Here is a 21,873-nt window from a genome sequence, read left to right as displayed (position 1 = left end):
CGGCGCCAACTGTGTCAGTAGTCGACGGGGCCGGCCGGCACGGCGTAACGCATCCGGGCGACGGCCGGCGTCTCGGCGACCTGCAGGTCGGTACCGACCTGCTCGGTGTAGCCCAGGCCGAACCGGATCACGTACTGCTTGTAGATGTTGATTAGGGGATCGGCGGCCAGGGCGGCCTGCATCGCGGCCGGGTCACCGATCGCGGTCACCACGTAGGGCGGGCTGTAGGTCCGGCCGTCCAACAGCAGGGTGTTGCCCACGCAGCGCGGCGCCGAGGCCGCGGTGATCCGTTGGTCCTGCATCTGCACCGCTTCGGCGCCGGCGCTCCACAGTGCGTTGAGCACGGCGGAGATGTCCTGCTGGTGCACCACCAGGTCGTCGGGGGAGGCGTCGCGGGGGAATCGGCCGTTGGCGTCGCGCTGGGCATCGGTGAGGGTCACCACCAGACCCGGTCCGTGCATGGCCTCCAGTCCCGCGGCCTCAATGAGTTCCTCGCTGCGCTTGCGCATGGCCGACAGCGCGACCCCGGATCCCCGGCCGTGTACGGAGCCCACCGCGGTGGCCAGCGCGTCACGCTGGGCGGTGAGATCTTCCACCGTGGCCTGGGTCGCGCGGACCAGATCGACCAGGCGGGGAGCATCTCCGCGCCGGATCTCCTTGCCGCCGGAGACCCCGTGGGTGGCCGCCAGCAGCAGCCCCGCCAGCAGACAGACCAGCGGGACTCCGATCTGCCAGGGGGAGCGGCGGCGAGGAGACGGCTGCTCCATCTGCTGCATCGGCTCTCCCGTTCTCGGCTGGTCGGTCCTGCTGGGCTAATCTCGTACCGACCCATACTCGCAGCTTCACGGCGCACTTTCCCGAGGTACCGATGCCCAAGTCCAAGGTTCGCAAGAAGATCACCCCCTTCACCCCGTCGTCGGTGAGCCGTACCCCGGTCAAGGTCACCGGCGGCCCATCGAGCGGATGGTTTGTCGCACTGTTCCTGGGGCTGATGCTCCTCGGGCTGGTGTGGCTGATGGTGTACCAGTTGGGTGCCACCGGGCTGGACGCTCCCGCGGTCCTGGACTGGATGGCTAACCTGGGCCCGTGGAACTACGCCATCGCGTTTGCCTTCATGATCAGCGGGCTACTACTCACCATGCGCTGGCACTGAGCAGCACAGACGCGGTATTTCGGCGATGTCGGGCCGCGGCCGATGCCGGCTGATGCGCTGTGGCGTGACTCAATCACATCGATGTGATTTATCCCCACTGTGGACAACTCCTGTAGATAACTTCGAAATCCGCAGGTCGATATGACTCAAGACGAACACGGGCAGACGGAGTGGTCGCCGGCGCCCGGCGGTATCGCCGGCTGCGCCATCGCCGGGGTGGTGTTGGCGGTGTGCGCTGTGACGATCGCCACAGATACGCCCGGACGCATCCTGGCCGGGATCGCCGGGATCGGCCTGTTGGTGTTTGCCGGGTTGTCCTGGCGGGCCCGGCCCAAGCTGGCGCTGACGTTCGACGGCCTGGCGGTGCGCGGTTGGTGGCGCACCCGGGTGCTGACCCCGGGCAGCGTGGCGCGGCTTCGGGTCACGGAGTATCAGCGCATCGGGCGCAAGCACCGGCTGCTGGAGATCGAGACCCTCGACGACGACATGGTGGTCCTGTCGCGGTGGGATCTGGGAACCGACCCGCGCGAGGTGTTCACGGTGCTGTCAGCGGCCGGCTACACCGGCCGCTGAGCACCCTGCTCAGGAGACGGTGATCGACTCGATCACCACGGGCTCGGTGGGCCGGTCGGCCCGGTCGGTCGCGGTGGTGGCGATGGCGTCCACAACGGCCTGCGAGTCCGCGTCCACAACCTCACCGAAGATGGTGTGCTTGCGGTTCAGGTGCGGGGTCTGGCCCACGGTGATGAAGAACTGCGAGCCGTTGGTGCCGGGGCCGGCGTTGGCCATAGCCAGCAGGTAGGGCTTGTCGAACACCAGCTCGGGGTGGAACTCATCCTCGAACTTGTAGCCGGGCCCGCCGCGACCGGTACCGGTCGGGTCGCCGCCCTGGATCATGAAGCCGCTGATCACCCGGTGGAAGACCGCGCCGTCGTAGAACGGCCCCGACGAGCCGCCCGAGGCGTTGGTGGTGGAGTACTCCTTGGTGCCCTGAGCCAGGCCGACGAAGTTGGCGACGGTCTTGGGGGCGTGGTTGCCGAACAGCGCGATCTTGATGTCGCCGCGGTTGGTGTGCAGCGTGGCAGTTGCGGTGGCAATGGAGCTGGAGGTCATGGGAGCACAGTCTGCCATTCGCGGCGTGGTGGGCTGCGTCACGGGTAGCGTTGTGCCCATGCCCCTGGCGACCGAGACCCCGTTGACCCACCGCGAGCGCCTGACACGGGGCCTGGCCCATACCGCCGCCGGGCCGGTGGACGTGGCGCGTGGCGCCGCCGGTCTCAGCGGTGCCGCGGTGCGCCGCGGGGCCGTGGAACTGCGCCGGCTTTATCGGGAGAGCCAACTGCCCGCCCATGTCGCTGAAGCCCCGCGCCGACACTTCCGATCCTGGGCGCTCGTGGCGGCCGCCGGTGCGGCAGTGCTGGCGGGCGGAGCGGCGGTGGTGTTGATCCGGCGGTCGAACCGGCCGCAGGAGGCATCGCCGCGCCCCCCGAGTGTGGACGCACAGCACAAGGTTTGAAAGACGCAGGGCGACGCTCACGCGTTCGCGTTGTGGAGCCTAGGAGATTCGAACTCCTGACATCTGCCTTGCAAAGGCAGCGCTCTACCAACTGAGCTAAGGCCCCTGGTGGGACTCGTGGGCCTAGGAGGACTCGAACCTCCGACCTCTTCGTTATCAGCGAAGCGCTCTAACCGCCTGAGCTATAGGCCCGTAGTCGTCTGACGACCGAGCGAGATTACCGCACCGAACGCTCCCCGACCAAAATGCGTCCAAAAGGCCAGGGCAGGCGGGCGGTCAGTCCCGGTCGGCCAGGGTTACCTCCACACCGCCGACGACGTCGGTGCTGAGGTTGTAGATCACCGCGCCCAGCGTGGCCAACGCGGTCAGCACCACGATGTTCACCAGCCCGATCAACGCGGCGCCGCCGAAAATCGAACCGGCGGAAACCAGTTCGGTGGCGGTGTTGTTCGTCAACAGGTCGCCCACGTTGCTGTTCAACTTGCTCCAGACGCCCATCGCGCCCAAAGCGACGTACAGCACGGCCACCGCGATCATCCAGACGAAGAACAGCGCCGTCGACAGCAGCAACGACACCTTGAGCGCACTCCAGGGCTCGATGTGGCGGATCTGCATGCTGGCCCGCAGTGGACCGCGCGGCCCCGCCGACACCTGCGGCCGGCGGGCCGCAGGCCGCCGCTGCGCCGGTTCGGACAGATCAGGCAGTTCGCTGGCGTAGGCGTCGTCCGTCGGCTTCACCGGCGGCGCGCCCTTGGCCGGCTGGGCAGGCTGAGCTGGGGGCTTCGCCGGCTGGGCTGCCGGCTTGGCCTGTTGAACCGGGGGCTTGGGCTGCACCGGGGGCTTGGCCGGCGCCTGCTGCGGCGCACTCGGTGCCGGCGGCGCTGTGGGAGCAGCGGTACCGGACACGAACCGGCGTACCCGCTCGTCAACGCCGGCGGAGTGTGCGCCGCCGCCATCGGCAGGCCGGGGCGGGGCAGGCGGCCGGGCCTGGCCGGCCCGTTGCCACGGCGGAGCCTCGCCGGTCTCGGTGATCCGGCCGGGACGGCTCGGGGGCCGCTGACCCGGGTCGGCCGGACCAATTCCGGCCGACTCTGTCTTGCCCCCGTTGCCCGGGTGCCCCGGCTCGTTCGGTGCGCTCACCCACGACTCCTTACCTGGCTATCCCCGCCGCGCCGCGGCCGGGTTGACGGCGGTTCAGCTACCCGAGTCCTCATCGGTCGCCTCTTCGTCGGCGTTCCGCGCAATCGCTATCAGTGTGTCGCCATCACCCAAGTTCATCAAGCGAACGCCCTTAGTCTGCCGACCGGCCTTACGAACCTGCTTAGCCGTGGTGCGAATCACGCCACCGCCCGAGGTGATCGCGTAGAGCTCACTGTCGTCATCGACGATCAGCGCCCCGACCAGCCTGCCGCGGCGCGAATCGTACTGAATGGTCAGGATTCCCTTGCCGCCGCGACCCTGCGCGGTGTACTCCTCGATCGCTGTTCGCTTGGCGTACCCGCCGGCGGTGGCCACCAGCAGATAGGTGTTCTCGCGGACCACGTTGAGCGACAGCAGCCGGTCGTCGGCGTTGAATCGCATGCCCTGCACACCAGAGGTGGCGCGGCCCATCGGCCGCAGCGCCTCATCGGTGGCCGAGAACCTGATGGACTGGCCGTTGGCCGACACCAGCAGCAGGTCGTCCTCGGCGGAGCACAGCACCGCTCCCACCAGCTCGTCACCGTCGCGCAGATTGATCGCGACGATGCCGCCGGATCGGTTCGAGTCGAAGTCGGTCAGCTTGGACTTCTTGACCAGACCGTTGCGGGTGGCCAACACCAGATACGGCGCGTCTTCGTAACTCTTGATCTGGATGACCTGTGCGATGCGCTCTTCGGGCTGGAAGGCAAGCAGGTTGGCGACGTGCTGTCCGCGCGCGGTGCGCAGCGCCTCCGGCAGGTCGTAGGCCTTGGCTCGGTACACCCGGCCCTGTGTGGTGAAGAACAGGATCCAATCGTGCGTGGAGCAGACGAAGAAGTGCGCGACGATGTCGTCCTGTTTGAGGCCTGCGCCCTGCACACCCTTGCCGCCACGCTTCTGGCTGCGGTACAGGTCGGTCTTGGTGCGCTTGGCATAACCGGTCTCGGTGATCGTGACGACCACGTCCTCGCGGGCGATCAGATCCTCGTCGGCGACATCACCGTCGGCGGCGATGATCCGGGTCCGCCGGTCGTCACCGTGCTTTTCGACGAGCTCAGCCAGCTCATCGTGAACGATCGCGCGCTGCCGTTCCGGCTTCTCCAGGATGTCCTTGAGGTCTGCGATCTCGGCCTCGATCTTGGCCAATTCGTCGATGATCTTCTGGCGTTCCAGCGCGGCCAGCCGGCGCAGCTGCATGTCCAGAATCGCCTGCGCCTGAATGTCATCGATGTCGAGCAGCTCGATCAGGCCCTGGCGAGCGATGTCGACGGTCTCCGATGCCCTGATCAGGGCGATCACCTCGTCGAGGGCGTCGAGCGCTTTGACCAGACCGCGCAGGATGTGGGCTCGCTCCTCGGCCTTGCGGAGCCGGTAGCGGGTGCGCCGGACGATCACGTCCAGCTGATGCGCCACGTAGTACCGGATCATCTGGTCCAGCCGCAGCGTGCGCGGCACCCCGTCGACGATCGAGAGCATGTTGGCGCCGAAGCTGGTCTGCAGCTGGGTGTGCTTGTAGAGGTTGTTCAGCACCACCTTGGCAACCGCGTCGCGCTTGACCTCGACGACGATGCGCAGGCCGACCCGGTCGCTGCTCTGGTCTTCAATGTTGGCGATTCCCACCAACTTTCCGTCGCGCACCTGCTCGGCGATCGACGTGATGAAGTTGTCGTGGTTGACCTGGTACGGCAGCTCGGTGATGACCAGCTGGGTCCGCCCCCGCGAATCCTCTTCGATCTCAACGACGCCCCGCATCCGGATGGAGCCGCGCCCGGTGCGGTAGGCGTCGTTGATGCCCTGCGATCCGACGATCAGGCCGGAGGTCGGGAAGTCCGGGCCCTTGACCCGTTCCATCACCGCTTCCAGGGTGCTCTCTTCGTCGGCCTCGTGATTGTCCAGGCACCAGAACACCGCTTCGGCGAGTTCGCGCAGATTGTGCGGGGGGATGTTGGTCGCCATACCGACCGCGATGCCGCCGGAGCCGTTGGCCAGCAGGTTGGGGAACCGGCTGGGCAGCACCGTCGGTTCCTGCACACGGCCGTCGTAGTTCGGAACGAAATCGACTGTTTCTTCGTCGATTTCGCGCAGCATCTCCATGGCCAGCGGGGTCAGCCGGGCCTCGGTGTAACGCATGGCGGCCGCGGGGTCGTTGCCCGGTGAACCGAAGTTGCCCTGGCCGTCGACCAGTGGGTAGCGCAGCGACCACGGCTGGGCCATCCGGACCAGGGTGTCGTAGATGGAGGCATCGCCGTGCGGGTGGTAGTTGCCCATGGTTTCGGCAACCGAGCGTGCGGATTTCGCGTGACTGCGGTCTGGCCGGAACCCGGAGTCATACATCGCGTAGAGGACGCGGCGGTGCACCGGCTTGAGGCCGTCCCGCACCTCGGGAAGGGCACGGCCCACGATCACGCTCATGGCGTAGTCGATGTAGCTGCGCTGCATCTCCTGCTGGATGTCGACCGGTTCGATCCGGTCCAACGAGTCGTCCTCGGGCGGCAGCGTGGTGTCTGTCATCTATTCCTCGTTCTGTGCAGAGGTCAGTCGGGTCAGATGTTGCGGTTCATCGCTAAACATCCAAGAAGCGAACGTCTTTCGCATTCCGCGTGATGAAGCTGCGGCGCGCCTCCACGTCCTCGCCCATCAGGATCGAGAACAGCTCGTCCGCGGCGGCGGCGTCGTCGAGGGTGATCTGCCGCAGCACCCGCACACTCGGGTCCATCGTGGTTTCCCACAGTTCCTTGGCATCCATCTCGCCCAGACCCTTGTACCGCTGGATGCCGTCGTCCATGTTGATCTTCTTGCCGGCGGCCTTGCCGGCTTCGAGCAGACCGTCGCGTTCGCGGTCGGAGTAGGCGAATTCGGGCTCGCTTCCGCGCTGCCACTTCAACTTGTACAGCGGCGGCTGCGCCAAGAACACATGCCCGTGCTCCACCAGCGGCCGCATGAAACGGAACAGCAGGGTGAGCAACAACGTGGAGATGTGCTGGCCGTCGACGTCGGCGTCGGCCATCAGCACGATCTTGTGATAGCGCAGCTTGGAGATGTCGAACTCGTCGTGAATGCCGGTGCCCAGGGCGGTGATGATCGCCTGGACCTCGTTGTTCTTCAGGACGCGGTCGATGCGGGCCTTTTCGACATTGATGATCTTGCCGCGCAACGGCAGGATCGCCTGGAACATCGAGTCGCGGCCGCTCTTGGCCGAACCGCCGGCCGAATCACCCTCCACAACATACAGTTCGGACTTCGTCGGGTCGTTCGAACGGCAGTCGGCAAGCTTTCCGGGCAAGCCACCCAGATCGGTGGCGCTCTTGCGCCGCACCAATTCTCGCGCCTTGCGGGCAGCCATCCGGGCCTGCGCCGACGAGACCGCCTTGTTGATGATGACCTTCGCCTCGGCCGGGTTGGCTTCGAACCAGTGGCCCAGCTGCTCGTTGCAGACCTTCTGCACGAACGACTTGACCTCGGTGTTGCCCAGCTTGGTCTTGGTCTGGCCCTCGAACTGCGGCTGGGACACCTTCACCGAGATGACCGCCGCCAGGCCCTCGCGGATGTCGTCTCCGGTGAGGTTGGGGTCTTTGTCCTTGAGCAGCTTCTTGTCTTTGGCGTACTTGTTCACCACGCTGGTCAACGCAGAGCGGAAGCCCTCTTCGTGGGTGCCGCCCTCAGCGGTGTTGATGGTGTTGGCGAAAGTGTGTACCGACTCCGAATAACCGCCGTTCCACTGCATGGCGATCTCGACTTCGTGTCCGGTTCCCTTGCCGTCGAAGTCGATGATGGTCGGGTGGATCGCGGTCTTGCTGCGGTTGATGTGCGCGACGAAGTCGCGCAGACCACCGGGGTAGTGGAAGACCCGGTGCTTGACCTTGTGCGGGGCGGTGGCCTCGGCGGCCTGCTCCTCCGCGGTCTTGGGCGCTTCGGCGGTGTCGCTGACCACCTCGTCCACGACCTCTTCGACCCGGACCCGCTCGTCGGTGAGCTCGATGGTCAGGCCCTTGTTGAGGAACGCCATCTCCTGCAGGCGCCGGGCCACGGTCTCGAAGTCGTAGGTGGTGGTCTCGAAGATGTCCGGGTCGGCCCAGAAGCGAATGGTGGTGCCGGTCTTCTTGGTCTTCTCGCCCTTGCGCAGGGTTCCCGGCACCGATTTGTCGTAGGTCTGGAACCACTGGTAGCCGTCGACGTTGATGTCGGCCTCCAGTCGGGTCGACAGCGCATTGACCACCGAGACGCCGACGCCGTGCAGACCGCCGGAAACGCTGTAGGCGCCCTCTTCGAACTTTCCGCCGGCGTGCAGCACGGTCATCACGACATCCACGGTCGGGATGCCGGTGGCGTGCATCGCCACCGGGATGCCGCGGCCGTCGTCGGTGACCTCCACACCGCCGTCTTCGAGGATGCGGACCGACACCTTGGTGGCGAATCCGGCCATGGCCTCGTCGACCGCGTTGTCGACAACTTCCCAGATCAGGTGGTGTAGACCACGTTCACCGGTAGAGCCGATGTACATACCGGGTCGTTTACGGACTGCTTCGAGGCCTTCGAGTACCTTGATCGAATCGGCACCATATTTGTTTTGGGCAGCCACGGTCGGGGAGCTCTCCTCGGGTTCGCAAGTCAGCATTCGACGCATGGCTCGGGTGCATGCGCGGGATACTGAGCAAGTCTACCTTGGGGCACCGACGGGGAGCATTTTCTTGGGGTGTTTCTGCCCACCTGATTGCGCCGTGGCGTCGATATCGCGGTTCGCCACGTGTCCGGCCGCTGACCGGAGCCATTTTTTGGCTCGTAGCGCCACTGAGGCGTCCGAATGTGGCGACGGGTCAGCCATAGGTGTCGCGCGGGCCGCGACCGGAGACGTGCAGCGGGCCCTTGCGCCACGACGGCGCGGTTGGGCCGGTGATTTTCAGCGTCTTGACCACCCCGTCCCCGACGGCCGCGGCGATCTTGGCCAGCAATTGCGCCTGCACCAGGCGCAATTGGGTGGCCCAGGCGGTCGACTCGGCGACCACGCTGAGCACACCGTCAGCGAGCTTGGTCGGCGTTGCGTGCGAGGCGATGTCGTCACCGACCACCGAGCGCCACTGCCCGAGCACCGTGCCTTCGGCCACCTGGGCCGACCAGCCCCGAGATTGCGCCAGGTCGCGGGTGGCCGCACCCAGTGGCTGCGGGTCGCGGCGGTCCGGGCCCGGTCCCGACCAGCTGCGACGACCGCCCCCGGCGCCCGGAGTGCGGCGACGCAGCGGCGCCCGGCGCCCCTGTCCGACGTCCTTGCCCTGGCTGCGGGCCGCTTCTCGCGCTTCGGCGAGGGTCCGGCGAACCAGATCCATGCCGGTCAGTCCGGCCAGGTGGGCCGGTGGCTGCCCGATCGGTTCGTCCGGTGATTCGTCGTGGGTCACGACTCAGCGCCGATCAATTCCGACACCCGGCCCTCGTCTCCTTCGTTCACCGCGATCCGGATCCGGCGGGCCTGCCAATCGGCGGGGATGTCATCGGCGACGGCCGCGGTGATCAGGACCTGTTCGGCCGACGCGGCGACACCGGCCAACGCCCGGCGCCGGGCCGCATCCAGTTCGGCGAACACGTCGTCGAGCAACAGCACCGGTTCGGCGCCTTCGCTGCGGAGCAGTTCATAGGAGGCAAGGCGTAGGGACAGCGCCATCGACCACGATTCACCGTGGCTGGCAAAACCTTTCACCGGTCGGTCCCCGAGTCGCAACTCCAGCTCGTCGCGGTGCGGGCCGACCAGGCACACGCCGCGTTCCAGTTCCGCGCGCCGGCGGCGCGCCAATTCTTCGAGCAGGGCTTCTTGAAGTTCGGCCGGGCCATAGCCGGCCGCCTCGAGGGGAATCTCCAGTTTCGGCCGATAGGCCACACCGGCGGTCCTGGTGCCTGGCGCCAACAATTGGTAGGCCTTCTCGACCTCCGGCGCCAACTGGTTCACCAGCTCGATACGCGCCGCCATCAACTCGGCGCCGTGCAGCGCAAGTTGGGAATCCCACACGTCAAGGGTGTCGAGCACCGATCGGTCACCACGGTGCAATGCGCCGGGGGCGCTCTTGAGCAGCGCGGTGCGTTGGCGGAGCACCTTGTCGTAGTCAGCGCGCACGCCGGCGATCCGGGGCCGGCGAACACTGGCCAGTTCGTCGAGGTAACGGCGGCGCTCGCCGGGATCGCCCCGCACCAGCGCCAGGTCTTCCGGGGCGAACAACACCGCCCGCAGTACTCCGACGACTTCGCGGGCGTGCCGCACCGGCGAGCGGTTCAGCCGCACCTTGTTCGCGCGACCGGCCGCGATCTCCAGATCAACGGCGAGCTCACGGCCGTCGTTCACCACGATGGTCGACACCACCGCCCGGGTGGCGCCAGACCTAATCAGTGGCGCATCGGTGGCCACCCGATGTGATCCCAGTGTGGACGAATACCACAGTGCCTCAACGAGGTTGGTCTTCCCAAAGCCGTTCGGTCCGACCAGGACCGTGGCACCCGGTTCCAGCTCCAGATCGACGTGCGCCCAGGACCGGAAATCCCGCAGGCCCAGGTGGCGGACATACACCGAGAAACCAACCCCTCCCGATCAGCCGGGCAGGCGAACCGGCATCAACAGGTAGACGTAATCCGACGGCACCGCCGGGAACGGACCGGCACCGATCAGTGCGGGGTCGTCCGAACTGGCCGGGCGCAGCACCGCGGGCTTCTTCGGATCGGTGAAGCCCATCGACACCTTTTCGCTGTGCAGCGAACCCAAACCGTCGGTGAGGTAGGTCGGATTGAACGCGATGGTCAGCGGCTCACCGACGAAGTCGATCGGCAGATCCTCCTCGGCACGACCGACGTCTTCGGCGCCGGCCGAAAGACGCAGGGTGCCCTCGGACAACTCCATGCGCACCTGGGCGCCCCGATCGGCCACCAACGCCACACGCTTGATCGCTTCGGTGAGCTCGGCGACGCCGATGGTCGCGACGGCGAGGTGCTCACTGGGAAGCAGCTGGCGGAACTTCGGGAATTCGGCATCCAACAGGCGCGTGGTGCTGCGCTTTCCGCCGCTGGTGATGCCGAGCAGTCCTTCGTTGCCGACCGCGGAACCGGCGCCCAGGGCCAAGTGCACCTCGTTGCCGTCGCTGCTGGCCTTAGCCGCCTCCGCGAGGGTTTTCGCCGGAACCAAGACCGCTGCCTCGGTACCCGGCGCGGCGGACCAGTTCAGCTCGCGAACAGCCAATCGGAAACGGTCGGTGGCAGCCAAAACCACTGTGTTCCCCGAGATTTCGACGCGTATGCCGGTCAACATGGGCAGTGTGTCGTCACGGCCGGCCGCCACCGCCACCTGGCTGATGGCCTCGGCGAACACGTCTGCCGCCAACACACCGGTCTCGGCCGGCAGTGTCGGCAGGGTGGGGTAATCCTCCACGGTCATGGTCGGCAGCGAGAATCGCGCGTTTCCACAGGTCAGGGAGACCCGGGTGGATTCCACCTGGACTTCGACCGGCTTGGCCGGCAGCGCCCTGGTGATGTCGGAGAGCAGTCGGCCTGATACCAAAACGCTTCCCGGAGAAGCGATCTCAGCAGCAAGTTCAACTTCGGCGGAGACTTCGTAATCGAATCCGGACACGGTCAGACCGTTGTCGGAACCCGTCAGCAGCACCCCGGCCAGCAGTGGCACCGTGGGCCGGGCCGGCAGAGACTTCGCCACCCACGCCACCGCGTCAGCGAAGTCATCCCGGTCCAGGCGGAACTTCAAGTCGGTCAGACCCGCGTTCGTGGTCGCCGCGTCCATAGCGTCCTCTCGTCGCCCCAATATCGAGCTCTACCGTGCGGCGACTGGTGAAGACCCCCACCCGCGGCCGTGTAACGCCCCTCGCCGAAGTGTAGGAGCGGTAGGTCACCAACCGTAGAGCCTGGATGGCCTTCTTGAAAGTTAAACCCCAACACAGAGCGGCTCAGCATCGGCTTGGCCGACGGGGCCATCCGGCTGGTTGTGAACAGGCCGGGTAGACCCGAATCCCCAACGACCTGTTTTTAGAAAGAATCGAGGGATAACTCCCAGTATTAGTAGTAAGTCCTGTGGATCCTGGGCATAGGACGGCATCTCCGCTGCTGAGCGGGTGTGGGGGGTTGGGGAGAAGCAGTGAATGACACGCCCGGGTGACTCGGCGGGGCTGTGTATGACACAGCCGGTGTGCATTGACCGGCCGTTGGCTATCGACTCGTGGACAGGTTGTACGCAGCGGTATCCACAGGGTCAGGCCGTGACGGGTGGTACGAGTGTGTCCAAAGTTTTTTGTAAGAACGATGACGAAAACCCCGGAAATCAGCGCTTGGCGCGCTGACGGATCCGGGTGGTGAGTTCTTTGACCTGATCGAAGACCTCACGACGCTCAGCCATCTCTCCGCGGATCTTGCGCTCGGCGTACATCACCGTGGTGTGGTCGCGGCCGAATGCCTGCCCGATCTTGGGCAACGACAGGTCGGTCAGCTCGCGGCACAGGTACATGGCGATCTGGCGGGACTGCGCCAGCGGCCGGGTCTTGCCGGGCCCGCGAAGTTCCTCCACGGAGGTGTCGAAGTACTCAGCGATGACAGCCATGATGATCGCGGCGCTGATCTGCATAGTGCTGGCGTCGGCGATCAGGTCACGCAACACGATCTCGGCCAGGGATCGGTCGATCGGCGTCTTGTTGAGCGAGGCGAACGCGGTGACACGGATCAGCGCCCCCTCGAGTTCGCGGATGTTGCGCTCGATGCTGGTGGCGATGAGTTCGAGCACGTCGCCGGGCACGTCGAGGCGATCCATCTGCGCCTTCTTGCGCAAGATGGCGATCCGGGTCTCCAGATCCGGAGGCTGGACGTCGGTGATCAGGCCCCATTCGAACCGGGTGCGAAGCCGATCCTCAAGGGTCGCAAGCTGTTTCGGCGCCCGGTCGGAAGTGATCACAATCTGCTTGTTGGCGTTGTGCAGGGTGTTGAAGGTATGGAAGAACTCTTCCTGGATACCTTCTTTACCTTCGATGAACTGGATGTCATCGACCAGCAGAACATCGATGTCTCGGTAGCTGCGCTTGAACGCCACCTTGCGGTCGTCGCGCAGCGAGTTGATGAAGTCGTTGGTGAACTCTTCGGTGGAGACGTACTTGACACGCATGCCGGGGAAGAGGCGCTGGGTGTAGTTGCCGGCCGCGTGCAGCAGGTGGGTCTTACCCAGTCCGGATTCGCCCCAGATGAACAGGGGGTTGTATGCGCGTGCCGGTGCCTCGGCGATGGCCAGAGCGGCGGCGTGAGCGAAGCGGTTGGAGGTGCCGATGACGAAGGTGTCGAAGGTGTAGCGCCGGTTGAGACTGGCACCGTCGGCGGTCGGGGAGTCCTCACTGGGCCGTTCGGTGAAGTAGTTGGGCCAGTCGTATTCGACGTCGGTGGTCTCGTCGTCTTCGTCATCGGAGCCCACCTCGACACCGCTGTCGTTGGTGGCGGTGCTGGGGGACTCCTCGGCGGGCTGCGGTGAGATCCGGACCCCGAGTTCGATGGGATGACCGAGGCGCCGGCTGAGCGCATCGGTGATCTGGGTGCGCAGATGCCGTTCGATCTCGTTCTGGACGAAACTGCTCGGAACCGCCAACAGCGCGAAGCCCTCGACGATGGCCAGCGGGTGGACCAGCTTGAGCCAGGCCTTCTGCTGGGGGGTCAAAGTCGGCGCGGAGCCGTTGCTTCCCGGGGAATCGCCGTTGAGCTCGGCCACCACCTCGTCCCAGAGACTCAGAAATGCGGTGCCGGGGTCCTCACTCACAGCCCCATCCCCCTGGTTCGACGCCGTCTGGCCCGGGCACCGCCGTACGCGGATACCGCCAGGGACATGCTATCCACACACTTATCCACAGATGTGGATGAGGTGCGCATTCCGCGATGAGGCCCTCTGGGCCGGTTGCTCAGCAACGGACACTCCAGACAACTGACGCAATATCTGAAGCGCAGCCGCTTCGCGATCTTCGGTTCGTGGTGGAGAACCGTTCCGGTTCCGAAACGGCGCTGGCAAGCAAGCTAACAGGTTTCTGGGCGAACGACTACATATTTCGGCGAGATGAATTGAAGGAAAATGAGCGTCTGGAGGCCAGCCGATACGGGTGTGACCAGTGTGGATAGTGAGTCAATAGAGTAGTCCGGTGCGGAGGGGTGAGCGGGGTGGCGACAGCGGGGTTTGACCCGGCGAACGCGCATCAGTACCCTCGAACAGTCGCCCGAACGTTGGCGATACGGCAGCGACCGGCCCCCGGCCGGAGCCCGCGCCGGTTACGAGCAAGACGCAGAAGTTCACCGAGCTTACCGAGTGCGTCGCGTGCGACAGGCACAACGGGCTTCCGGTGTGTCGGGCTAACGCGACGCGAGATGCAATAAGGAGAGTGTGCCGTGGCCAAGGGCAAGCGGACCTTCCAGCCCAACAACCGTCGTCGGGCCCGCGTGCATGGGTTCCGGCTGCGGATGCGTACCCGTGCCGGTCGTGCCATCGTCACCGCCCGGCGCAACAAGGGCCGGCGCTCGCTGACTGCCTGAGCACAGGCAGTTCGGCGGTGCTCCCGGCTCGATACCGGATGAGACGATCGGCCGACTTCGGTGCAACGGTCAAGCATGGCCGAAGGGCAGTGCAGCCGGATGTCATCGTGTACAGCTGGGTCATGGACGCCCCCCGGACGGACGGGTCCGAGGTGTCGGCGTTCGACGCCGCATCGGCAAATACGCCCCGTGTCGGCCTGATCATCTCCAAATCGGTCGGCCGCGCGGTCGACCGGCATCGCGTGGCTCGGCGTCTGCGCCACGTGGCTCGCGACGTGTTGGCCGACTTGGCACCCCGAGAGCACCTGGTTATTCGCGCACTGCCCGGTAGCAACGGTGCGACGTCAGACGAGCTCGGTACTCAGCTGCGGACCGGCCTGCGGTCCATTCACCGAGCCGCGGGGGCGATGCGCTGATGCACGCGGTCGCAGCGGCACCGGTTCGGGGATTGATCTTCGTCATCCAGCTCTACCGGCACCTGATCTCTCCACTGCGTCTGCCCAGCTGCCGGTTCATGCCGACGTGCAGCCAGTACGCGGTGGACGCCCTGACGGAATACGGGTTGATCCGGGGGAGCTGGTTGGCCGCGGTACGGCTGGCCAAGTGCGGCCCGTGGCACCAGGGCGGATGGGACCCGATTCCCGAACGCGGAGACGCCCGTGAACGGCACGACAATCTAGCGGAGGGTGAAGACCGTGTCCTTTGATCCGGGCAGCCTGGACTACGTGTACTACCCGGTGTCGGGCATTATGTGGTTGTGGTACAAGGCTTTTGGCCTTCTACTGGGACCGTCGAGCTTCTTCACATGGGCGCTGTCGGTGGTGTTCCTGGTGTTCACACTGCGGGCGCTGCTGTACAAGCCGTTCGTCAAGCAGATCCGGACCACCCGGCAGATGCAGGAGCTGCAGCCGCAGATCAAGGCGTTGCAGAAGAAGTACGGCAAGGACCGCCAGAAGATGGCGCTGGAGATGCAGAAGCTGCAGCGCGAGCACGGGTTCAACCCGATCCTGGGGTGTCTGCCGATGCTCGCGCAGGTCCCGGTCTTCCTGGGTCTGTTCCATGTGCTGCGGTCGTTCAACCGGACCAGTACCGGGATCGGTCAGCTCGGCCTGTCACCCGACGTGAACCGTCAGCTGGGCAACTACTTCTTCAGCGCGGCCGACGTCGGCAACTTCCTGGACGCGAATCTGTTCGGAGCCCCGCTGGGCGCGACCATGATCCAGCGCACGGGATTGGATGCCTTCGCCGAGTTCAACCGGGTGTCGGTCATCGCGGTCGGGGTGCCGATCATGATCGCCGCGGGTATCGCGACGTACTTCAACAGCCGAGCCTCAGTGGCGCGGCAGAGTCCGGAAGCGGCGGCCAACCCCCAGACCGCGATGATGAACAAGCTGGCGCTCTATGTCTTTCCGCTGGGCGTGGTGGTCGGCGGTCCCTTCCTGCCGCTGGCGATCATCTTGTACTGGTTCTCCAACAACATCTGGACGTTCGGCCAGCAGCACTACGTGTTCGGGCTGATCGCCAAGGAGGAAGAGGCCAAGAAGGAAGAGGCGCTGCGGCGCCGCGCCGCCAACGCCCCGGCACCCGGCGCCAAGCCGAAGCGGGGCAGGGCGGCCACAACGGAGGCTGCGGCCGACACCGAGACCGCGGCGGACGAGGCGGGCGCGGTCGAGCCCGAGGCCGGCGCAGCCGGCGGCTCCGAGGGTGCCAAGCGAAGCCCGGGCCGACCCGCTTCCGGCGGCAGACGGCCCAACGCCGGGGCGAAGCCGAAGAAACGTAAGCGGTGACGTACCGCGACAAGCCAACCGGCGCGCGAGCCGCCGGGCACAGAGGGAGACGACATGACTGACACAACCGACATGAACGACGCGGGCACCACGGAGCACGAGGCCGTGGGTTCCGAGGGGGAGACGGCGCAGGAGCAAGCCGCGCCCGCCGTGGACCTGGAGGACCGATTGGTCGCCGAGGGCGAGATCGCCGGCGACTACTTGGAGGAGTTGCTCGACCTGCTGGACTTCGACGGGGACATCGACCTGGACGTGGAAGGCCGCCGCGCGGTGGTGAGCATCGACGGCGGTGCGGACCTGACCAAGCTGGTGGGGCGCAAGGGCGAAGTGCTCGATGCACTGCAGGAGCTGACCCGATTGGCCGTGCACCAGAAGACGGGTGAACGTAGCCGGCTGATGCTGGACATCGCCGGGTGGCGCCGCCGGCGCCGCAACGACCTGACCGCGTTGGGTGACGAGGTGGCCCGCCGGGTGCTGGAGACCGGCGTCGACGAGGAACTGGCTCCGATGAGCCCGTTCGAACGTAAGATCGTCCACGATGCGGTGGCCGCCGTGGCCGGCGTGCACAGCGAGAGTCAGGGCGTCGAGCCGTCCCGCCGCGTAGTGGTGCGGCGGGACTGACAAGACTCAGCGCGGGGAATCACAGCCGTGTGATTCCCCGTCCGCGGTCGGTTCCCGGGAAGCCGGAGGAATGTTTCACGTGAAACATGTCGAGGGAGCACCGGTACCCGAGCCACCCCCCGAGGCAGTAGAAGTCTTCGGTGACCACCTTCCCATCGCACGCCGCTATGCGGCTCTGTTGGCAGGACCCGGGGTCGAACGAGGGCTGATCGGCCCCCGAGAGGTGGAGCGGCTCTGGGAGCGCCACCTACTCAACTGTGCCGCTGTCGGCGAGCTGCTCGAGTCCGGTGAGCGGGTCGCCGACATCGGAAGCGGAGCCGGCCTGCCGGGAATACCGGCGGCGATCGTCCGCCCCGACGTATCGGTGATCCTGGTGGAGCCGCTGCTGCGCCGCAGCGAATTCCTGCGCGAGGCGGTCGCGGAATTGGACCTCGCCGGCGTGGAAGTGGTGCGCGGTCGTGCCGAAGATCCTGGGGTGCAGACGGCGGCGGGCAACTGCGACGCCGTCACGTCACGGGCGGTCGCCAGCCTGGACAAGATCGCACGCTGGAGCCTGCCGCTGCTACGACAGGGCGGCCGGATGCTGGCGATGAAGGGGGAGCGGGCCCAGGCCGAAGTCGATGAGCACCGCGCCGCGATGGCCAGACTAGGCGCGACCGACGTAAGGGTGGTGAGATGTGGCGTGAACTATTTAAACCCGCCCGCGACCGTGGTGCTGGCGCGGCGGGCGGCACCCGAACGCAGACGCGGGCAGAAGTCGGGCGGCCCGGCACGACGGTCGAGCAGGAGGCAGGCATGAGCAGAGCAGTCCCCCCGGGCACGCCCAGGCCGTCGGCCACGAAACCGGGGAGCCCCGTGAGGTCGGTTTCACGTGAAACATCGCCCCGTCCTGTTTCACGTGAAACATCGCCGGACTACATCGACACCCCGATCGCAGCGGCGGCCGAACGCGCGATGCAGGTTCTGCACACCAACAACCTGCTGCCCCGTCCGAAGCGGCGCCGCGTATTCACCGTGGCCAATCAGAAGGGAGGCGTCGGCAAGACCACCACGGCGGTCAACCTCGCGGCCGCCCTCGCGGTGCAGGGGATCAAGACCTTGGTGATCGACCTCGACCCGCAGGGCAACGCCAGCACCGCGCTGGGCATCGCGGACCGGAAGTCGGGGACACCGTCGTCGTACGAAGTGTTGATCGGGGCGATCCCGGTGACCGAGGCGTTGCAGCAGAGCCCCCACAACGAGCGGCTGTACTGCATCCCGGCCACTATCGATCTGGCCGGCGCCGAGATCGAGTTGGTGAGCATGGTGGCGCGGGAGAACCGGCTGCGCAACGCCCTGGCCGATCTGGACGACTTCGACTTCGACTACGTCTTTATCGACTGCCCGCCCTCACTGGGCCTCCTGACGGTCAATGCGTTGGTGGCCGCGCCGGAGGTCCTGATCCCCATCCAGTGCGAGTACTACGCGCTGGAGGGGGTCTCGCAGTTGATGCGCAACATCGAGATGGTCAAGGCACACCTCAACCCGCGCCTGGAAGTGACCACCGTGCTGCTGACGATGTACGACGGCCGCACCAAGCTCGCGGACCAAGTCGCCGAGGAGGTCCGGCGCTATTTCGGCGACCGGGTGCTGCGAACGGTCATCCCGCGCAGCGTCAAGGTGTCGGAGGCGCCGGGGTACAGCATGACGATCATCGAATATGACCCGGGCTCGCGCGGGGCGATGAGCTACCTGGATGCCAGCCGGGAGCTCGTCGAGCGCGACCTGGCCGGCGGCGGGGGACAGCGGTGACCGCCGATGTACGACGACCCGGAGAAGAACAGGAGCGCCACACATGACCGGACCGTCGCGTAGGAAGGGCGGCTTGGGCCGCGGCTTGGCCTCGCTGATCCCGACCGGGCCAGGGGAGGGGAACGACAGCCAGAGCGACCGCGGTGCCGGCATCGGCCCGCGCATGGGCGATGCCGCCGCCGATGTAGTGCTGGGTGGCATGGGCAGTGCCGCACCGCCGGCCACCCCGGACGTGGGCGCGGTGTACCGCGAGATCAGACCGGCCGACATCGAGCCCAACCCCCGCCAGCCTCGCCAGGTCTTCGACGACGAGGCGCTGGCCGAGCTGGTGCATTCGATCCGGGAATTCGGCCTGATGCAGCCCATCGTGGTGCGGGCCATACCGGGCACGTCGCGGTATCAGTTGGTCATGGGGGAGCGGCGTTGGCGTGCTTCCCAACAGGCCGGCCTGGAGACCATTCCGGCGATCGTTCGGGAGACCGAGGACGACAATCTGCTGCGCGACGCGCTGCTGGAGAACATCCACCGCGTCCAGCTCAACCCCCTGGAAGAGGCCGCCGCATATCAGCAGCTGCTGGACGAGTTCGGGGTCACCCACGAGGAACTGGCCACCCGCATCGGGCGTTCTCGCCCGTTGGTCACCAACATGATCCGGTTGCTGCGACTGCCGATCGCCGTGCAGCGCAGGGTCGCCGCGGGGGTGTTGTCGGCAGGCCATGCCCGCGCGCTGCTGTCGCTGGAGGCCGGACCTGAGGCGCAGGAGGAGCTCGCGGCGCGGATCGTGGCCGAGGGGTTGTCGGTGCGCGCCACCGAGGAGGCGGTCACTCTCGCCAACCGGGCAGGCACCCCCACGCCGGTCGCGCCGCGGCGCAAGCCGATCCAGATGCCGGGTCTGCAGGACATCGCGGAGCGGTTGTCGACCACCTTCGACACCCGTGTGACGGTCAGTCTGGGCAAGCGCAAGGGCAAGATCGTCGTCGAATTCGGCTCGGTCGACGATCTGCAGCGCATCGTCGCGATGATGAACTCGACAACTTCCTGAGGCGTTGTTCGCCCAGGTCCTGGGCCACCGGCCCGTTACGTCACTGTGACGGTTTGGTGACCCGGGATCGGTGGTGGAACCCAAACATGTTGACCAACACCAGTTTTCAATTTTCGGAGGAGCCGACCCACCGAACGGTGCCGCGGGTGGCATCGGGCGGCGTGACCCTCCTATTCTTAAGGGGCTGTCGTCGGCGGCAGCACGGGTTGAGACCGGGAGTCCAGTGTCTGTCCGAATCGCACCGCTGAAGCTCGAGGATTTCGAGCAGCTTCCCAAGCACGCACGCCGCTGTGTCTTCTGGGAGGTCGATCCGGCAACCCTCGGCCACGACGATCACCTCTCCGATCCGGAGTTCGACAAGGAAGCCTGGCTGTCGATGGTGATGCTGGAGTGGGGGACCTGCGGTCAGTTCGCCACCCCGTCGAGCGCCACGCGGGGAGTCGGGGATCCACCGTGTCTGGGCTACGTGCTCTACGCACCCCCGCGGGCGGTGCCGCGGGCACACCGGTTTCCCACCGGGCCGGTCTCGGCCGACGCGGTGCTGCTGACGTCGATCGGGGTCGATCCGGCTCCGATGGCCGACGGGTTGCCACGGGAACTGATCGCGCGGGTGGTCGAGGAGTTGATGCGCCGTGGCGTTCGGGCACTCGAGGCCTTCGGCCGCACGCCGGCGGTCTCCGAACTACTCGATATGAGCACGGTTCCGCCCGATGTCGCGCCGGTGCTGGAGGCGGTCGGCGACTGCTCGGTGGAGCACTGCATCATCGAGGCCGACTTCTTGACCGACGTCGGGTTCACGGTGGTGGCGCCGCACCAGTACTTCCCGCGACTGCGCCTGGAACTCGACAAGGGCCTGGGGTGGAAGGCTGAAGTGGAGGCTGCGCTGGAGCGTCTGCTGGAGAGCTCGCGGCTGGAGCAACCGATTGGGGCCGGTCTGCCCGGGGGATCGGGCTCCGCGACCGCTTGAGTACGGTCAGGAACCGCCGAGCTGGCCGGTCCGCTCGACCGACAGCTCGTGGGCCAGCAGTTCGGCGAAGGTGAAGGTTCCGGTGGGCCGGTCGTTCTTGCCGAGCAGGTACAGCCGCTTGACCGCGGCGAGCATGCCCTCGGCGATGGCGTCACGGCTGGCGGGGGAGGCCAACACCGCGCAGTCATGCGGGCTGGTGATGTAACCGACGTCGACCTCGACGGTGGGCATCCGGGTCAGACGCAACAGGTCCCAAGTCCGGCCGTGCGCCCGGCAGTCCTGTAATCCGGTGCGGGCCACGATCTCTCGCTGGATGAAGTCCGCGAGGTTGCGGCCGATGGTGGACACCGAGCCATGGGAATTGCCGAAGTGGAACGAGGCCACTCCGTTGGCCGCCGGGCTGGCGTGGGTGGCGCAGCGAAGGCTGATCATCAGGTCAGCACCCACGGCGTTGGCGGTCGCTGCGCGCTCGGCGTCCGATGGATTGCGGCCACTGGGCCGGGACAGGAAGGTGTCCATGCCGATGGCCGTCATCCGGCCTTCCAGACGACTTGCCAAGTCCCACAAGATGTCCGCTTCACTGATCGGCCCCGACGGCGTCTGGATGATCAGCCCGTGGTCCGGACCGCCACGGCCCGGATCGACGACGATCCGCTTGCCGGAGAGCCGCGGTCCGGACCGGCGCACCAGTTCCTCCTCGCGGATCGCGTGCGGCGAACCGCCGGTCACCCGGGAGGCCAGGAAGTTCAAGGAGCGCAACGTTTCCGGCCCGCAGATGCCGTCGGCATACAAGCCGTACTCACGCTGATAGGACATCAGAGCGTTATGCGTCTGGATGCCGAAGTAGCCGTCGACCAGACCGGTGTAGAAACCCAGATCCTGCAGGCGGGCCTGCAGGGTGGCCACGTCGTCGCCGTACATCGGCGCACCGAACTGGTGATTGAGTATTCGGGCGCCCAGCCGGTAGGACGCCTCCTTGAGCGCACGGTAGGTGGCCTCGCCGACCACACCGTCCACCAGCAGGCCCCGCTGCTGCTGAAAAGCCCGCACCGCCTGGTCCAGGTCTGCGTCGAAGACGTCCAGGGCCACATGCTTGCCGGTGGTCAGGTCTGCGTCGGGGCTGTCGACCAACCCCAGGGCGGCCAGCGCTTCCCGGATCTCCACCACGGCTCCGCTGCGGTCGCCACGACGCAGGCCCTGCTCGGTGCCGCGATACCGACCCGACATCACTGAGGCCCTCCGGTCGTCGCTGGTGGCAGTGGAACAGTCACTGGTGGTTGCCAGCAC

The 21,873-nt window shown here is 66.5% G+C and carries 22 protein-coding genes and 2 tRNA genes; 12 read left to right on the top strand and 12 right to left on the bottom strand.

The window, feature by feature from the left end:
• Positions 1-14: 14 nt before the first annotated feature.
• Positions 15-767 (bottom strand): DUF881 domain-containing protein, encoded by a 753-nt coding sequence (locus AWC18_RS14365; RefSeq protein ID WP_085139171.1) that lies wholly within the window; start codon positions 765-767, stop codon positions 15-17.
• 101 nt (positions 768-868) lie between these two features.
• Between AWC18_RS14365 and crgA the strand changes: the two genes are divergently transcribed.
• Together crgA and AWC18_RS14355 are read left to right on the top strand one after the other, a co-directional pair.
• Positions 869-1,153, top strand: coding sequence for a cell division protein CrgA (crgA, locus tag AWC18_RS14360; protein ID WP_064998816.1), 285 nt, complete (start codon positions 869-871; stop codon positions 1,151-1,153).
• A 141-nt stretch (positions 1,154-1,294) separates the two neighbouring features.
• Complete coding sequence (locus tag AWC18_RS14355; protein ID WP_085139167.1) at positions 1,295-1,726, top strand: PH domain-containing protein; 432 nt, start codon at positions 1,295-1,297, stop codon at positions 1,724-1,726.
• A 9-nt stretch (positions 1,727-1,735) separates the two neighbouring features.
• Here the strand turns inward: AWC18_RS14355 and AWC18_RS14350 are convergent, their stop codons facing one another.
• The gene (locus tag AWC18_RS14350; protein ID WP_082961185.1) at positions 1,736-2,284 is read right to left on the bottom strand and encodes a peptidylprolyl isomerase; all 549 of its coding nucleotides are present in this window, start codon (positions 2,282-2,284) and stop codon (positions 1,736-1,738) included.
• Between the two features lie 40 nt (positions 2,285-2,324).
• Between AWC18_RS14350 and cwsA the strand changes: the two genes are divergently transcribed.
• A complete protein-coding gene (gene cwsA / locus AWC18_RS14345; RefSeq protein WP_085139166.1) occupies positions 2,325-2,669 on the top strand; it encodes a cell wall synthesis protein CwsA in 345 nt (114 codons plus the stop codon).
• 33 nt (positions 2,670-2,702) lie between these two features.
• Here cwsA and AWC18_RS14340 read toward each other — a convergent pair.
• The 9 genes from AWC18_RS14340 to dnaA form a co-directional block, all read right to left on the bottom strand.
• A tRNA-Ala gene (locus tag AWC18_RS14340) sits at positions 2,703-2,775 on the bottom strand.
• A gap of 12 nt (positions 2,776-2,787) precedes the next feature.
• Positions 2,788-2,861, bottom strand: a tRNA-Ile gene (locus AWC18_RS14335).
• 84 nt (positions 2,862-2,945) lie between these two features.
• A complete protein-coding gene (locus AWC18_RS14330) occupies positions 2,946-3,809 on the bottom strand; it encodes a DUF3566 domain-containing protein (RefSeq protein WP_085139165.1) in 864 nt (287 codons plus the stop codon).
• A gap of 54 nt (positions 3,810-3,863) precedes the next feature.
• Positions 3,864-6,359: a DNA gyrase subunit A gene (gyrA, locus tag AWC18_RS14325; protein ID WP_085139164.1), complete on the bottom strand. Its 2,496-nt coding sequence runs from the start codon at positions 6,357-6,359 to the stop codon at positions 3,864-3,866.
• A gap of 52 nt (positions 6,360-6,411) precedes the next feature.
• Entirely contained in the window at positions 6,412-8,463 is a 2,052-nt protein-coding gene (gene gyrB, locus AWC18_RS14320; protein ID WP_109470424.1) for a DNA topoisomerase (ATP-hydrolyzing) subunit B, read from the bottom strand.
• Between the two features lie 199 nt (positions 8,464-8,662).
• Positions 8,663-9,238 (bottom strand): DUF721 family protein, encoded by a 576-nt coding sequence (locus tag AWC18_RS14315; RefSeq protein WP_085139163.1) that lies wholly within the window; start codon positions 9,236-9,238, stop codon positions 8,663-8,665.
• Positions 9,235-10,395: a DNA replication/repair protein RecF gene (gene recF, locus AWC18_RS14310; protein WP_064998809.1), complete on the bottom strand. Its 1,161-nt coding sequence runs from the start codon at positions 10,393-10,395 to the stop codon at positions 9,235-9,237. The genes AWC18_RS14315 and recF overlap by 4 nt, the downstream gene beginning before the upstream one ends.
• Positions 10,396-10,416: 21 nt before the next feature.
• Complete coding sequence (dnaN, locus tag AWC18_RS14305; protein ID WP_085139162.1) at positions 10,417-11,613, bottom strand: DNA polymerase III subunit beta; 1,197 nt, start codon at positions 11,611-11,613, stop codon at positions 10,417-10,419.
• Positions 11,614-12,147: 534 nt separating this feature from the next.
• Positions 12,148-13,617, bottom strand: coding sequence for a chromosomal replication initiator protein DnaA (dnaA, locus tag AWC18_RS14300; protein WP_064998807.1), 1,470 nt, complete (start codon positions 13,615-13,617; stop codon positions 12,148-12,150).
• Positions 13,618-14,234: 617 nt separating this feature from the next.
• On the opposite strand from dnaA, the gene rpmH reads away from it, so the two are divergent.
• The 9 genes from rpmH to AWC18_RS14255 all read left to right on the top strand — a co-directional run bounded on the left by rpmH (position 14,235) and on the right by AWC18_RS14255 (position 20,586).
• The gene (gene rpmH / locus AWC18_RS14295; RefSeq protein ID WP_046283926.1) at positions 14,235-14,378 is read left to right on the top strand and encodes a 50S ribosomal protein L34; all 144 of its coding nucleotides are present in this window, start codon (positions 14,235-14,237) and stop codon (positions 14,376-14,378) included.
• A 17-nt stretch (positions 14,379-14,395) separates the two neighbouring features.
• Positions 14,396-14,794 (top strand): ribonuclease P protein component, encoded by a 399-nt coding sequence (gene rnpA / locus AWC18_RS14290; protein WP_085139161.1) that lies wholly within the window; start codon positions 14,396-14,398, stop codon positions 14,792-14,794.
• A complete protein-coding gene (yidD, locus tag AWC18_RS14285) occupies positions 14,794-15,084 on the top strand; it encodes a membrane protein insertion efficiency factor YidD (RefSeq protein WP_064998805.1) in 291 nt (96 codons plus the stop codon). The genes rnpA and yidD overlap by 1 nt, the downstream gene beginning before the upstream one ends.
• A 43-nt stretch (positions 15,085-15,127) precedes the next feature.
• On the top strand, positions 15,128-16,165 hold the full coding sequence (yidC, locus tag AWC18_RS14280; RefSeq protein ID WP_064998845.1) for a membrane protein insertase YidC: 1,038 nt from the start codon (positions 15,128-15,130) through the stop codon (positions 16,163-16,165).
• Positions 16,166-16,219: 54 nt separating this feature from the next.
• Positions 16,220-16,786, top strand: coding sequence for a Jag family protein (locus AWC18_RS14275; protein ID WP_064998804.1), 567 nt, complete (start codon positions 16,220-16,222; stop codon positions 16,784-16,786).
• 79 nt (positions 16,787-16,865) lie between these two features.
• Positions 16,866-17,585, top strand: coding sequence for a 16S rRNA (guanine(527)-N(7))-methyltransferase RsmG (gene rsmG / locus AWC18_RS14270; protein WP_420093341.1), 720 nt, complete (start codon positions 16,866-16,868; stop codon positions 17,583-17,585).
• Positions 17,582-18,577, top strand: a complete 996-nt coding sequence (locus AWC18_RS14265; protein WP_272937696.1) for a ParA family protein — start codon at positions 17,582-17,584, stop codon at positions 18,575-18,577. The genes rsmG and AWC18_RS14265 overlap by 4 nt, the downstream gene beginning before the upstream one ends.
• A gap of 43 nt (positions 18,578-18,620) precedes the next feature.
• Positions 18,621-19,619, top strand: coding sequence for a ParB/RepB/Spo0J family partition protein (locus AWC18_RS14260; protein WP_064998801.1), 999 nt, complete (start codon positions 18,621-18,623; stop codon positions 19,617-19,619).
• A 223-nt stretch (positions 19,620-19,842) separates the two neighbouring features.
• The gene (locus tag AWC18_RS14255) at positions 19,843-20,586 is read left to right on the top strand and encodes an acetyltransferase (RefSeq protein WP_064998800.1); all 744 of its coding nucleotides are present in this window, start codon (positions 19,843-19,845) and stop codon (positions 20,584-20,586) included.
• Positions 20,587-20,592: 6 nt separating this feature from the next.
• Here the strand turns inward: AWC18_RS14255 and AWC18_RS14250 are convergent, their stop codons facing one another.
• The gene (locus tag AWC18_RS14250; RefSeq protein ID WP_064998844.1) at positions 20,593-21,813 is read right to left on the bottom strand and encodes an N-acetylmuramoyl-L-alanine amidase; all 1,221 of its coding nucleotides are present in this window, start codon (positions 21,811-21,813) and stop codon (positions 20,593-20,595) included.
• Positions 21,814-21,873: the final 60 nt, after the last annotated feature.

This window comes from Mycolicibacter nonchromogenicus (assembly GCF_002101775.1).
GTDB classification, from domain to species: Bacteria; Actinomycetota; Actinomycetes; order Mycobacteriales; family Mycobacteriaceae; genus Mycobacterium; species Mycobacterium nonchromogenicum.
This window is presented reverse-complemented; position numbering and strand designations above follow the sequence as displayed.

Excerpts from the sequence above, each read along its gene's own strand:
- AWC18_RS14365 (WP_085139171.1), bottom strand. The coding sequence starts at position 767 with ATGGAGCAGCCGTCTCCTCGCCGCCGCTCCCCCTGGCAGATCGGAGTC.
- crgA (WP_064998816.1), top strand. The coding sequence starts at position 869 with ATGCCCAAGTCCAAGGTTCGCAAGAAGATCACCCCCTTCACCCCGTCG.
- AWC18_RS14355 (WP_085139167.1), top strand. The coding sequence starts at position 1,295 with ATGACTCAAGACGAACACGGGCAGACGGAGTGGTCGCCGGCGCCCGGC.
- AWC18_RS14350 (WP_082961185.1), bottom strand. The coding sequence starts at position 2,284 with ATGGCAGACTGTGCTCCCATGACCTCCAGCTCCATTGCCACCGCAACT.
- cwsA (WP_085139166.1), top strand. The coding sequence starts at position 2,325 with ATGCCCCTGGCGACCGAGACCCCGTTGACCCACCGCGAGCGCCTGACA.
- gyrA (WP_085139164.1), bottom strand. The coding sequence starts at position 6,359 with ATGACAGACACCACGCTGCCGCCCGAGGACGACTCGTTGGACCGGATC.
- gyrB (WP_109470424.1), bottom strand. The coding sequence starts at position 8,463 with ATGCTGACTTGCGAACCCGAGGAGAGCTCCCCGACCGTGGCTGCCCAA.
- dnaN (WP_085139162.1), bottom strand. The coding sequence starts at position 11,613 with ATGGACGCGGCGACCACGAACGCGGGTCTGACCGACTTGAAGTTCCGC.
- yidD (WP_064998805.1), top strand. The coding sequence starts at position 14,794 with ATGCACGCGGTCGCAGCGGCACCGGTTCGGGGATTGATCTTCGTCATC.
- yidC (WP_064998845.1), top strand. The coding sequence starts at position 15,128 with ATGTGGTTGTGGTACAAGGCTTTTGGCCTTCTACTGGGACCGTCGAGC.
- AWC18_RS14275 (WP_064998804.1), top strand. The coding sequence starts at position 16,220 with ATGACTGACACAACCGACATGAACGACGCGGGCACCACGGAGCACGAG.
- AWC18_RS14265 (WP_272937696.1), top strand. The coding sequence starts at position 17,582 with ATGAGCAGAGCAGTCCCCCCGGGCACGCCCAGGCCGTCGGCCACGAAA.
- AWC18_RS14260 (WP_064998801.1), top strand. The coding sequence starts at position 18,621 with ATGACCGGACCGTCGCGTAGGAAGGGCGGCTTGGGCCGCGGCTTGGCC.
- AWC18_RS14250 (WP_064998844.1), bottom strand. The coding sequence starts at position 21,813 with ATGTCGGGTCGGTATCGCGGCACCGAGCAGGGCCTGCGTCGTGGCGAC.